The organism is Dietzia timorensis, assembly GCF_001659785.1.
Lineage (GTDB): Bacteria > Actinomycetota > Actinomycetes > Mycobacteriales > Mycobacteriaceae > Dietzia > Dietzia timorensis.
Genome location: NZ_CP015961.1, coordinates 731,548 through 744,500, shown reverse-complemented (window position 1 = coordinate 744,500; position 12,953 = coordinate 731,548). Strand labels below are relative to the sequence as shown.

Genomic DNA, 12,953 nt, shown 5'->3' with positions numbered 1-12,953 from the left:
CCCGGGGCTTACGCGCTTTCCAGTCGCCCCTCACGTTGCAGCTCGAGGGCGATGTCGATGAGCTGATCCTCCTGCCCGCCGATGAGGCCACGCTCGCCGGCGCGCAGCAGGATATCGGCCGTCTTAACCTCGTACCGGCGCGCATGCTGCTGTGCATGCTTGAGGAACGAGGAGTAGCAGCCCGCGTATCCGAGCATCATCGCATCGCGGTTGACGAGGCACTCGCTCGGCATCATCGGCGCGACCACGTCTTCGGCGGCGTCAGCCATCTTGAAGAAGTCGACCCCGGTGGTGATCCCGAGCTTGTCGCACACGCCGACGAGCGCCTCTACGGGCGTATTGCCGGCGCCCGCGCCGAAGCGGCGGGTCGAGCCGTCGATCTGCTGCGCGCCGGCCCGGATCGCCATGATGGAATTCCCGACCCCGACGTCAAGATTCTCATGGCCATGGAACCCGACCTGGGCGTCGCCGGAGAGCTCGGCGACCAGCGCGGACACACGGTCGGAGACCTGCTCCATGACGAGCGCACCGGCCGAGTCGACGATGTACACACACTGGCAGCCGGCGTCGGCCATGATCCTGGCCTGCTTCGCGAGTACCTCGGGCGGCTGGGTGTGGCTCATCATGAGGAAGCCGACGGTCTCCAGGCCGATCTCGCGTGCGTAGCCGAAGTGCTGGATCGACACGTCCGCCTCGGTGCAGTGCGTGGCGATGCGACAGATCTGGCCACCGTTGTCGCGCGCGGCGAGTATGTCGTCCTTGATGCCGACACCGGGGAGCGAGAGGAACGCGATCTTCGCGTTCTTCGCGGTCTCTGCCGCCGCCTTGATGAGTTCCTGCTCGTTCGTCCGGCCGAAGCCGTAGTTGAACGAGCCGCCGCCGAGTCCGTCGCCGTGGGTCACCTCGATGACCGGCACGCCGGCGCCATCGAGCGCGCCGACCACGGACACGATGTCCTCGCGGGTGAACTGGTGGCGCTTGTGATGTGAGCCGTCGCGCAGCGAGGAGTCGGTGATCCGGATGTCGAGGTCCGCTGAGAAGGCGCGGGCGTTGGCGTTGATGGGATTTGTGGTGTCCATGGCGTCCTCCTAGACCCCGAGCTTCGACTTGGCGACCTCTTCGCCGACTTTCGTCGCGGCGGCGGTCATGATGTCCAGGTTTCCTGCGTATTCGGGCAGGAAGTCCCCGGCGCCTTCGACCTCGACGAAGATCGCGACACGCGCCATCCCGCCGGAGGTCTCCGAAGGCGGATCGAACTGTGGTTCCTGCAGTAGCCGGTAGCCGGGCACGTATTCCTGGATCTCCTTCTCCCGCTTGCGAATGGACGTGGAGATCAGGTCGTGGTCGGCGTCTTCGGGGATCGAGCAGAAGATCGTGTCGCGCATGATCACGGGCGGGTCGGCGGGGTTGAGGATGATGATTGCCTTGCCCTTGCGTGCCCCGCCGATGGACTCGATCGCGTTCTTCGTGGTCTGGGTGAACTCGTCGATGTTCGCGCGCGTACCGGGCCCTGCGGACTCGGACGACACCGACGCGACGATCTCGGCGTACTCGACCGGCACGACCGAGCTCACCGCGTGGACCATCGGGATCGTCGCTTGCCCACCGCAGGTGACCATGTTCGTGTTCTTGGCATCAACGTGCGCGGTGAGGTTTGCCGGCGGGATCACCGCGGGGCCGACTGCGGCCGGGGTGAGGTCGATCGCAATGATGCCGGCCTCCTCGTACTTCGGGGCGAACTCCTTGTGCACGTAGGCGCTCGTCGCCTCGAAAAGAAGGTCCGGCACCTCGCCTCCGGCGGCGATCGAGTCGAGAAGCTCCTGCGCGCCTCCCGACATGCAGGTCAGCCCGTGGTCTCGGGCGCGCTTCATGCCCTCGGATCCGGCGTCGATGCCGATCATCCACTTCGGCTCGATGTAGTCGCTGCGCTCGAGCTTGTACATCAGATCGGTACCGATGTTGCCCGAGCCGACGATCGCGGCGGTGAGAATGCGCGAGTCGCTCATATGTCTTTTCTCCTAGCGGGGAAGAATCTATTGATGTTGAGGGGAAGGACGGTCCCGACTAGACGAAGTCGAGGGTGACGCTGCCGAGCCCTTCGAACTCGGCGCGGACGTGGTCACCCGGCGCGACGTCTTCGGCGCGGATCGCCGTGCCCGGCAGCAACACGTCTCCGGCGCGCAGCCGCACGCCGAAGCTCGAGACCTTCCGCGCCAGCCACGAGACCGCATTGAGGGGATTGCCGAGTACTGCGTCGGAGCTGCCCGTCGCGACGTGCTCGGAATTCTTGTGCATGTCGACACGGATGGAGGCGACGTCGATGTCGGACATCGACACCCGCTGCTCCCCGACGATGTAGCCGCAGGAGGAGGCGTTGTCCGCGATCGTGTCGGCGAGCGTGATCTTCCAGTCCGCGATCCGCGAGTCGATCAGCTCGATCGAGGGCACAACCCATTCGATGTACTCGGGCAGCTCCTCGTCGGACACCCCCTCGGCCGGAATGTCCTTACCGAGGATGAACGCGACCTCGAGCTCCACGCGAGGACGGCACAGCTTCGAGGTGTCCACCGGCACCGACTCCGAATACTCCATGACGTCGAGAAGGTGGCCGTAGTCGGGTTCGCCGACGCCCATCATTTTCTGCATCGCCTCCGAGGCGAGGCCGACCTTGTGTCCGGTGACCTTGGCGCCCGCGTCGATACGGCGCCGGATGTTCACCAACGCCACGGCGAACGCATCGTCCGGCGTCATACCCGGGTGTGTGTCGGTGAGCGGCGCGATGGGCTCGGCCCGGGTCTCGGCGTCCCACAACGACTGCGCGAGATCGGTGATCTGCGCCTCGTCGAGGGTGAGGTTCTGCTCGCTCATCGGGGTGCCTTTCGCTCGCTGTTCGGACCCCAATTGTCTGCGCGCGGGACGCCAACCTACGCCCGGCGATCCATCCAGTGGAACGGGAGGCGGCGCGGGCAGGCCGCTATTCCTCCGTACGCTGGGCTTTTCGGAACGCGCGGGTGGCGCTCTCGCAGATTTTCTTCAGGCTCGCCACGTGATCTTGCGGGCGGAACGAATCGACGGGACCGGACACAGACATCGCGGCGCCGGGCACCGCCCCCTTGCCCCACACGGGCGCGGCGACACAGCTGAGCCCGAGGGTGGCCTCCTCTACGTCGTAGGCGAGCCCGGTCTGCCGCACGACGGCGAGCTCGGCGCGCAGGGCGGCGGGGTCGGTGACGGAGAATTCCGACCACGGAACTAGGCCTCTACTTATGGCGAGGTCGATCGCGCTCTCGTCGTAGGCCATCATCGCCTTGCCGACGCCCGTACAGTGCCCGGGCACGCGCCCGCCGATGCGCGAGGGCGCGGCCACGCCCGTCACCGAGAACAACTTATTCGCGTAGACGGCATCGGCGCCGTCGAGGTACGCCAGGTGCACAGTGCAGCGTGTCCGCTCGAACAGCGCCGCCAGAAATGGCGTGAGAGTCTCGGCCACCAGCTCATGGGTCGTACTCAATGACGTCGGACCCCGATCGAAGAACAGCGGTCCGAGGCGGTAGCGATCGCCGACCCGCTGGACGGCCCCGTTCTCAATGAGGCTGCTGAGCACCCGATGCGAGGTCGACTTCGGCAGGCGGGCGCGCCGCGCGAGCTCGCTGACCCCCATTCCCTGCGTGTCGTCTCGATCGAATGCGCGTATTAGCCGGAACGCCTTGTCGATGGCGCTCGCGCGTTCGGTTTCGCCGTCTGCCGCTTCGGTCATGTGAATATAGTGCCACCTACGTCATCGAAATAAGTGGGCTCTTCCCCTTTTAACGCCCCTAATGCACGAATTGGGTGCCGTCGCCCCCACAGACGGAGGTAGTTAACATTTCTGAAACACGTTCTAAATAGCGGCTTTCGCACTCCAAGCAAGGGAGCGCAGGGAATACCGCCGAAATCGCTAGCGGTTGTTCGCCCATTTCTATAACGTGTTCTACATGACGCAGAGCGAATTCGATGTGGTCGTGGTGGGCAGCGGCGCGGGCGGCGTGGCCGCCGCCCTCGCGGCGCAGGCCAAGGGACTGTCCGTGGTTCTCATAGAAAAGGCGCCGCACTTCGGCGGTTCCACCGCACGGTCAGGCGGCGGCGTGTGGATTCCGAATAACTCGGTGCTAGTGCGCGACGGCGTGCGCGACAATCCGACCGCGGCGCGCCAGTACCTCACGTCGATCATCTCCGGCGTGTCACTCGACCGGATCGACGCCTATCTCGACCACGGACCGCGCATTCTGGATTTCCTACTCGAGCGCACGCCTCTGCGGATGGAATGGGTGAAGAACTACTCGGACTACTACCCCGAGGCGCCGGGCGGGCGGCTCAGTGGGCGCTCGGTGGAGCCGAAGCCCTTCGACCTCAACTCGATGGGCGATAATCGCAAGCTTCTCGAGCCCGACTACACCAAGACGCCGCGCAACTTCGTTCTCACTCAGGCCGACTACAAACGGCTCAACATGCTCTTGCGCTCCGCCGAAGGACCGCTGCGCGCAGTCAAGGTGGGCACCCGCTATCTCGCCTACCAGGTCGCGCGCAAGCGGATGGTCGTGCGCGGGCAGGCGCTCATGGCGGCACTCGGACAGGGACTGTTCGACCACAAGATCCCGTTGTGGCTCGAGACCCCGCTCGTCGATCTCGCCACCGAGGGCGAGGGCTCCGACACGCGCGTCACCGGTGTCGTCGTCGAGCGCTCGGGCGAGCGGGAGACGATTCGCGCCCGTCACGGGGTCATTCTCACCGCAGGCGGTTTCGAGCACAACGAGGAGATGCGCAAGAAGTACCAGCGCGAACCGATCACCACCAAGTGGACGGTCGGCGCGGCCGCGAACACTGGCGACGCTATCGAGGCGGCACAGCGGATCGGCGCGGGAGTCGATTTCATGGAGGACGCGTGGTGGGGCCCGACGATCCCGCTCAAGGGAACCCCCTGGTTCGCGCTATCGGAACGTTCGCTGCCCGGCACGATCATGGTCAACACCCGCGGCGAGCGGTTCATGAATGAATCTCTCCCCTACGTGGAAGCCGTGCACCACATGTACGGAGGCGAATTCGGGCAAGGCTCCGGTCCGGGCGAGAACGTACCCGCGTGGCTCGTCCTCGACCAGCGCGTCCGCGACCGCTACATGTTCGCCGGCAACGCCCCGCGCCAGCCGCTTCCGGGGCGCTGGTTCAAGAACGGGATCATCGTCTCCGCCGACACGATCGAAGGCCTCGCCGAGAAAATGGAGGTCCCCGCCGAGCAGCTGACCGCTACCATCGAACGCTTCAATGGCTTCGCCCGCGCCGGCGTCGACGAGGACTTCGGCCGCGGCAAGTCCGGTTACGACCACTATTACGGCGATGTCTCGAACAAGCCCAACCCCGCGCTCGGGGAACTCGGCAAGGCGCCGTTCTACGCCGTCAAGATGGTTCCGGGCGACCTCGGCACCAAGGGCGGCATCACGACCAACGCGGACGCGCAGGCGCTCCGCGAGGACGGCTCAGCGATCGAGGGTCTCTACGCTGCGGGCAACTGTTCGTCCCCGGTCATGGGACACACCTATGCCGGCCCCGGCGCGACGATCGGCCCATCGGTCGTGTTCGGCGCGCTCGCCGCCGAGCACATCGCAGCCCGCGTCGCGCAGTAGATACCACAGCAGACTCCGCTTTTACGACACAGCGAAAGAGGCCCCATGCCCATCGATCCGGAAATCGCTCTCGGCGCCGAGCTCCCCGCGCAGACATTCTCGTGGGATGCCTCCGACGTGGCGCTCTACAATCTCGCGGTCGGCGCCGCGCGTGATCCGCTCGACACAACGGGTCTGCGCTACATCGACGACCGCTCGCCGCTGGTGCTGCCGTCGTTCGCGACGGTCGCCGCGACGATGCACGTCACGGAGGCGCCGAAGGTCTCGTTCCCCGGGGTCGAGATCGACCTTGCGAAGGTGGTGCACGGCGCTCAGCACGTGTTCCCCCTCGGACCGATCCCCGCATCCGGCACCGCAACGACCCGCACGAAGATCGCGGACCTCCAGGACAAGGGGAAGGCCGCCGTCATCGTCCAGGAATCGACGACGACGGCCGAGGACGGCACCGAGCTGTGGCGCGCCCGCTCGTCGATCTTCGCCCGCGACGAGGGCGGCTTCGGCGGCGAACGCGGCACCTCGGAGAAGGTCGCCTACCCCGATCGCGCGCCCGACCACGAGATCGAGGTGCCGACCGCACCCAACCAGGCACTTCTCTACCGTCTCTGTGGCGACCGCAACCCACTGCACTCGGATCCGGAGTTCGCCCGAAGGGCTGGTTTCGATCGCCCGATCATGCACGGTCTGGGTTCATACGGGCTGGTCCTTCGCGCGTTGGTGGACTCACTGTATGACGGCGACGTAGCCGGGATCTCCCAGTACGGCGTGAGCTTCGCCGGCATCCTCTTCCCCGGCGAGACGCTGCGGGTGCGCGCGTGGCGGACCGAGAACGGCTTCGTCGCCACCGCAGATTCCGTAGAGCGCGACAACGCCCCCGTGCTCGGCAACATCGTTCTCGCACAGGAAAAGTAACCGCGCGCGCGGCAGCGACCGTAAGATGAAGGCTCCTTCATCAAGGTTTCACATTCGAATCATCCCCGCTCGACATGATCGTTGTAGTCGACAGATGACGTCGATGTACCTGCAACCTTCAAGGAGCCCGCGATGAACAAGAAGCTCGGCGCCGTCGCCGCCTTCCTCATCCTTCCCCTCGGTGCCGCCGCTGCGGCGTTCGCGGTGAGCAACGACCCCGGCGAGCCCGACGTCGCCATAGAGCGCGTCTCCCAGGACCTCCCCCGCTACGACGCCCCGGCAGATCCCCACGCCGCCTCCCCGTCCGACGACGATGACGAACGTGGCGACGACGATGCAGACGACGTGCCCCACGATGACGACGACGTCCAGCGCGTCCAGCCCCAGGTCCCCCAAGCCCAGTTCGACGACGACTGGGACGACGATGCCGACGATTGGGATGACGACGACTACGACGACGACTGGGACGACTAGTGCCGCCTAGGCTACGCCGGGGCGGCGCCACCCGCCCTGTCCCCGCGCGCTGGCGCATCGTCGGCTGGATCCTCCTCACCACCGCGATCACGCTCGTCGCCGTAGGGTTCACGGTGCGCTCGCTGCTCATCGCCGACGTCGCGCGCGACGCGAACACCGCGATCGACCAGGAGATCAGCGAGTTCGAGGCCTTCGCCGCGCAGGGGGTCGACCCGACGAGCGCGCGGCCCTTCACCTCCGCCGAGCGGCTCCTCGCCGTTTACCTGAGCCGGCAGATCCCTGCCTCCGACGAGGTGCTGCTCGGGCTGGTCGATACCCAGGTCATCGCCGTCGACCGCAGCGGCGGCGATAATGGCCCGTACGACCTCATCGCGGACACCGCACTGCTCGCCGAGCTTCGCACCGGGACCGCGAACTCCGGCGTCACACCTACGGAAGCGGGCGAGATGCGGTGGGCGCGTGTGCCCGTCGGCGCCCCCGACGACGGCGACGCATTTCTGTTGGTCGCGGTGTTCACCGAAGACGCGCTCGCCGAGGCCGACCACACCATCAGGGTCCTCGCTGCCGTCGCCCTTGGCGGGCTCTTGCTGACGGCGCTGTTCGGCTGGTTCGTGGCCGCGCAGATTCTCATGCCCATCAGACAGGTGCGCGAGGTCGCCGATTCGATTCAGGAGACCGATCTGCTTCGCCGTGTGCCGGTCGAGGGGCGCGATGACATCTCCCAGCTCGCGATCACCTTCAACTCGATGCTCGACCGCCTCGCGCAGGCGCACGAGACCCAGCGCCGGTTCGTCGACGACGCCGGCCACGAGCTGCGCACCCCGATCACCGTGATCCGCGGCCACCTCGAGACCGCCGACGACGACCCGTCCTCGCGCGCGAAGACCATGCGCCTGGTCGATTCCGAACTCGACCGCATGAGCCGGATCGTCTCCGACCTGCTCACCCTCGCGAAATCCGAGCGCCCCGACTTCGTCCGGCCGGCCGAGGCCGACCTCGCCGAGCTCATGATCGATGTCGAGGCACAGGCGTCGCAGCTCGGCGATCGGCAGTGGCAGCTCGTGGAGATCGCCGAGCGCACGGTCCTGCTAGATGCCCAACGCATCACCCAGGCAATGCTGCAGCTCACCACGAACGCCGTCCAGCACACCAGCGTCGGCAGCCGCATCCGCCTCGGTTCGCGTTTCGCCGGCACCGGTCCGGACAAGACTCTCACGTTCTGGGTGGGCGACGACGGCCCCGGTATCGAGCCCGACGATATCGAGCGGATCTTCGCCCGTTTCGACCGCGGAGGCGGCCCCTCCCACACCACGACCGGCGCGGGCCTCGGACTGTCCATCGTCTCGGCCATCGCCCGCGGGCACCACGGTTCCGCACACGCCGAGTCGGCGCTCGGCCAGGGCGCGACCTTCTATATCGTCATTCCCACCCCGGAAGGACCACACGAGCAATGAACCGGATCCTCATCGCCGAAGACGACCTTCGGATCGTGTCGTTTCTCGAGAAGGGGCTGCGCAGCGCCGGGTTCTCCACGACCCACGTCGGCGATGGCCGCAGCGCGCTCGAGGGGCTTCGCTCGGAGCAGTTCGACCTCGTCATCCTCGACATCGGGCTGCCCCTTCTCGACGGGTTCGAGGTGCTCTCGCGAGCTCGCGGCCAAGGAATCTCGACACCCGTCGTGGTCCTCACCGCGCGAGACTCGGTCCGCGACACCGTCACCGGACTCACCTCCGGCGCGAACGACTACCTCGCCAAGCCGTTCCACTTCGCCGAGCTCCTCGCGCGTGTGCAGCTGCGTCTGCACGACGGGTCCTCCACCCACGACGAAGCACGCGCACTCGAGCACGGCGGCCTGCGTCTCGACCTCCTCGCGCACACCGCCGAGGTCGACGGCGAACCGACGAACCTGACATCGCGGGAGTTCTCGCTGCTCAAGGTGTTCCTCACCCACCGCGGGCAGGTGCTCTCGCGCGAGCAGATTCTCGACCACGTGTGGGGCTACGATTTCGACCCCGCGTCAAACGTCGTCGACGTATACGTGCGCACGTTGCGCAAGAAAATCGGCGCGGACAGGCTCGTCACCGTGCGCGGCGCCGGCTACAAAATGCCCTGAAGGCACAAAACTGGAACATTCTGATGCACCGTCTTGTGACGTGCGGCATACTCGTTTCCGGATCCATTTTGGAACACGTTCTAGTTTTCGGTCCTCCGCCGGGGCGGTGGGCGCAAGAGACGGAGTAACCGCATGTCGATGAACCTTGCCGATGCTTTCGAAGCCCTGTCCGATTCGCTCGCGGACCGCGAGGCCCTGTACTTCGAGGGCGCCCGGCTGAGTTACGCCGAACTCGACGAACGCGCCAACAAGGTCGGCCACTTCCTCGAATCCATCGGGATCGGGGCGAACGACCACGTCGCGATGCACATGCGCAACAGCCTCGAGTTCGTCGAGGGCCTCATCGGCACCCTCAAGGTCCGCGCGGTCCCGGTCAACATCAATTTTCGCTATACCTCGTCCGAACTCGAATACCTGTATTCGAACTCGGACTCGAAACTCATCATCATCGACTCCGAATTCACCGGCGTCGCCGGCGAGATCCTCGGAGGCCTCGGCGAGTTGCAGCATGTCCTGGTGGTGGGCGAGGTTTCCGACGCATTTACACAGCAGTGTTCTGACGCCGGAGTCGGGTTATCCGCGTGGTCCGACGTCATACCCGACCAGTCCCCGGACAGGGAATTCCCGGAGCGTTCGGGCCGCGACCACTACATGGTGTACACCGGCGGGACGACGGGACATCCGAAGGGCGTCGTGTGGACGCACACCGATTTCTATTACGCGGCGCTGGCGGGCGGCAATCAGTACGGCGACCCCCACGACACGGTCGAGGAGTTGTGCAACGCCGCAAAGGAAACGCCGGCAATGTCGCTACTGGTCACGGCGCCGCTCATTCACGGTGCCGCCGTTTACGCGATGTTCTCGATGTTCTTCATGGGCGCGAAACAGGTACTCATGCGCAATTGGGATCCGGTTGAGGCGCTGAGACTCATCGGCGAGGAGAAGGCGCAGATCATCATGATCGTCGGCGACGCGATGGGGGTGCCGTTCGTCGATGAGCTCGTCGATAATTTCGATGCCTACGATGTGTCCTCGCTGTTCGCCGTGAACTCGGGCGGGGCGATCTGGTCGCAGGCATCCCGAGACAAGCTCAAGACCGTGCTGCCCGATATCTTCATCCGCGACAATTTCGGCGCTTCGGAGTCGGGCACCGACGGGCAGCTGAGCATGAACGACGCCGGCGAACTGCGCTTGCCGCCGAGCCCGCGCTCGATCGTCATCGACGAGCTGCTCGATCCCGTCGAGCCCGGCAGCGACACCATCGGTTACATGGCACGTGTCGGGCATGTGCCGCTCGAATACTATAAGGACCCCGAGAAGTCGGCGAACGTCTTCAAGACGCTGTCGGACGGGCGGCGAATGTCGGTCCTCGGGGACATGGCCAGGGTCGAGGCCGACGGTTCGATCGTTCTGCTCGGACGGGGCTCTGGTTGCATCAATACGGGCGGCGAGAAGGTGTTCCCCGAGGAGGTCGAACAGGCACTCAAGGGGCATCCGGCTATCTTCGACGCCCTCGTCGCCGGCGCGAAGGACCCGAAGTACGGCGAGCGGGTTTCCGCGGTCGTCTCGATTCGCGACGGCTTCGAGGAGCCTTCCGCGGAGGAGCTCGCCGCGCACTGCCGTAAGAGCCTCGCGGGCTACAAGGTTCCGCGTTCGGTCGTCGTGGTGCCCGAGGTTCTTCGTTCGCCTTCGGGCAAGGCGGATTACCGGTGGGCAAAACGGACGGTGGCCGACGAAGCCACCGTGTAGCGGCTGCTTGCGTAACAACTAGTAGGGAGGGCTCTCCGGGTCGACGACCTTCGCCGCCACGGAGCTCGGGGCGGGCACCCAGTACGGGTTGATGATCCCGGGATCGGGTTCCCTCTTCTTTCGTTGCCTGCGCGCCCGCGGGCGTCGGCGGAATTCTGCTGTAGCCGACTCTCGGCGCTCCTGCCTTGTCGGCCCGGGTGGACGCTTGTCGGCGCCCAGCGTCTCGCCGATGTCGGAGACGAATCCCGGTCCGCGTTCCGCCGCCATCGACGAGCAAACCGTTGCCAGCTCCTTCGCGATGCCGGCCAGCGCTTCCACCTGTTCCCGGTAGTTATCGGGCAGCGGCTCGTAGGACAGCCCGAGCTCCGCCCTCCCCTGTCCGCGATGTCCGTCGGGCACACTGGTGCCACGGGTGCCGTTGGCGAAGACGATTTCCGTATTTCCGTCGGGCATAAGCCTGTAGTTCGTGTCGTTATGCGTTTTGTCCCGGTGGTGGTGTCGACAAAGCGCGATGAGGTTGTCCTCACGAGTAAGCCCACCCCGGAGCGGATCGTTGTGGTCGAAGGGTTTGACATGGTCCAGGTCGCAGCGCCTTGCGGACACCTGGCAGCCGGGGAACCTGCAGGTTCCGTCTCGCGCGACGACCAGCCTGCGCAGCGCAGCCGACGGCTTGTAGGTGGTTTCTTCGCGCAGCCGGCCGAGCAGCTCGCCTAGCAGGGCAATCGCGTCCTCGAGGTTCGTACCGAGCTCGTCCGCGCGCAGCGGCAGCTTCGACAGACGGGCGCTGCGCACCGAGGCGAGAAGTTCATCGAGCCGCTCGCGCGTAGACGCCCCCTTCGCCGTGTACGCACGCTGCCTTGCGCCGCTCGACTCCATATCGGCAACAAGAGTGATGCTCGGGGAGCAGACCTGGTTGCCGATCGGAGTGCAGTCCCCCTCCGGTCGCTTGTCGATGCCCGTGACCATCTGGACGAGCGCATCCGCGCGCCGCTCGGCGGCTGTGCGCGTTTCACTCTCCATCTTGGCCCACGACGATGCGAGAGCGTCGACGCTGCTCCACACAGCTTCGGCGTCCAACGCGGGCAGCGTCGCCATGATGTTCGACCTCGCCGGCGTCGAGGACCACATGCTCACATTGCGCTTGTTCTTGCTGTCCTCGTCGTCCCGCTTGAGCGCAACCCTATCGACCTTGCTGATAATCCGGTGGAGCTTACGGGTCATCCCCGACGACCATCGAACGCACTTGCCGTCCTTGAGACACAGGGCGAGGATCTGGTCCTGGATCTCCAGCAGCTTGTCCTCGTCGACGACATGCTCGAGCTCATCCGCGATCCGAAGCGCGACGGCTGCACTCATCCCGCCGTACATAAGGACATTCCACACGCGTGTGCAGCGTTGCACAGACATCGATTTGCCCAGCAGATTTCCCGCCCGGCTGGTGGTGAGGTTGTGTTCGACGGCAATGCGATCGGCAGCCAGCGATTCGGGGTCGAAAGCCTTGTAGTCCGGATCTTCCGCCGCCGCGGGATCCGATTGCTCCGCTCGAACCGTCTCAAGGGTGTCCAGTGCATGCTGCATCCCTGCCCCCTCGGCGCAGCTGCCCAGCACGGTGCACACTTTCGCCCGATCTTCGCTGGAAGGAAGGTGGGCAGCAAGAGCGAGGAGGTCCCGGCCGGCGAACTGCAGCATCGTAGCAATGAGGGACGAGTTCGCCCCGCTCTCTTCGAACTCATCCTGAATATTGGCAACAGTAGCACTCAAGTGTTCTATTGCCTCAACAATCCCGGAGGCGCCATCGCGCAGGCACGTCGCCTTCTCGGCAATTGGTCGCTTGAACTGCCTCTCACACTCGAGAGGAGCGTATCGAACCTTCTCTTCATCCAACATCTGAGGTGCCCGCCCACCGTGCCGTAACGCTGTTACCGATATCTACTATAGTCCACCTGTTCTATATTTGCTAGGTATTTTCGAGGCAAATTTCGGTAACGATACCAGGCGTCTCAGGGGTCGCATATGACACAGAAACCGGCCGCCAGGGCCACAGAAATAGC

Annotated in this window: 11 protein-coding genes; 6 read left to right on the top strand and 5 right to left on the bottom strand. The window is 65.4% G+C overall.

The genetic code is table 11. The features are described from left to right. Window positions 1-8: 8 nt before the first annotated feature. The 4 genes from dmpG to BJL86_RS03395 all read right to left on the bottom strand — a co-directional run bounded on the left by dmpG (window position 9) and on the right by BJL86_RS03395 (window position 3,757). Window positions 9-1,079, bottom strand: coding sequence for a 4-hydroxy-2-oxovalerate aldolase (dmpG, locus tag BJL86_RS03410; RefSeq protein WP_067474536.1), 1,071 nt, complete (start codon window positions 1,077-1,079; stop codon window positions 9-11). Window positions 1,080-1,088: 9 nt separating this feature from the next. After that, the gene (locus tag BJL86_RS03405) at window positions 1,089-2,006 is read right to left on the bottom strand and encodes an acetaldehyde dehydrogenase (acetylating) (protein WP_067474533.1); all 918 of its coding nucleotides are present in this window, start codon (window positions 2,004-2,006) and stop codon (window positions 1,089-1,091) included. A 58-nt stretch (window positions 2,007-2,064) separates the two neighbouring features. Then, on the bottom strand, window positions 2,065-2,868 hold the full coding sequence (locus BJL86_RS03400) for a 2-keto-4-pentenoate hydratase (protein WP_067474531.1): 804 nt from the start codon (window positions 2,866-2,868) through the stop codon (window positions 2,065-2,067). Between the two features lie 106 nt (window positions 2,869-2,974). Further along, window positions 2,975-3,757 (bottom strand): IclR family transcriptional regulator, encoded by a 783-nt coding sequence (locus BJL86_RS03395; protein ID WP_067474527.1) that lies wholly within the window; start codon window positions 3,755-3,757, stop codon window positions 2,975-2,977. Window positions 3,758-3,974: 217 nt separating this feature from the next. Here BJL86_RS03395 and kstD point away from each other — a divergent pair, with 217 nt between their 5' ends. The 6 genes from kstD to BJL86_RS03365 all read left to right on the top strand — a co-directional run bounded on the left by kstD (window position 3,975) and on the right by BJL86_RS03365 (window position 10,902). Further along, on the top strand, window positions 3,975-5,657 hold the full coding sequence (gene kstD / locus BJL86_RS03390; protein WP_067474590.1) for a 3-oxosteroid 1-dehydrogenase: 1,683 nt from the start codon (window positions 3,975-3,977) through the stop codon (window positions 5,655-5,657). A gap of 45 nt (window positions 5,658-5,702) precedes the next feature. Beyond that, window positions 5,703-6,566: a MaoC/PaaZ C-terminal domain-containing protein gene (locus tag BJL86_RS03385; RefSeq protein WP_067474525.1), complete on the top strand. Its 864-nt coding sequence runs from the start codon at window positions 5,703-5,705 to the stop codon at window positions 6,564-6,566. 132 nt (window positions 6,567-6,698) lie between these two features. After that, window positions 6,699-7,040, top strand: a complete 342-nt coding sequence (locus BJL86_RS03380) for a hypothetical protein (protein WP_067474522.1) — start codon at window positions 6,699-6,701, stop codon at window positions 7,038-7,040. Then, window positions 7,040-8,494 (top strand): sensor histidine kinase, encoded by a 1,455-nt coding sequence (locus BJL86_RS03375; protein ID WP_067474520.1) that lies wholly within the window; start codon window positions 7,040-7,042, stop codon window positions 8,492-8,494. Before BJL86_RS03380 ends, BJL86_RS03375 begins: the two co-directional genes overlap by 1 nt. Continuing rightward, entirely contained in the window at window positions 8,491-9,153 is a 663-nt protein-coding gene (locus BJL86_RS03370) for a response regulator transcription factor (RefSeq protein WP_067474518.1), read from the top strand. The genes BJL86_RS03375 and BJL86_RS03370 overlap by 4 nt, the downstream gene beginning before the upstream one ends. Before the next feature lie 132 nt (window positions 9,154-9,285). After that, window positions 9,286-10,902: an AMP-binding protein gene (locus BJL86_RS03365; protein ID WP_067474516.1), complete on the top strand. Its 1,617-nt coding sequence runs from the start codon at window positions 9,286-9,288 to the stop codon at window positions 10,900-10,902. 18 nt (window positions 10,903-10,920) lie between these two features. Here the strand turns inward: BJL86_RS03365 and BJL86_RS03360 are convergent, their stop codons facing one another. Next, on the bottom strand, window positions 10,921-12,663 hold the full coding sequence (locus tag BJL86_RS03360) for an HNH endonuclease signature motif containing protein (protein ID WP_197487580.1): 1,743 nt from the start codon (window positions 12,661-12,663) through the stop codon (window positions 10,921-10,923). Window positions 12,664-12,953 lie beyond the last annotated feature (290 nt).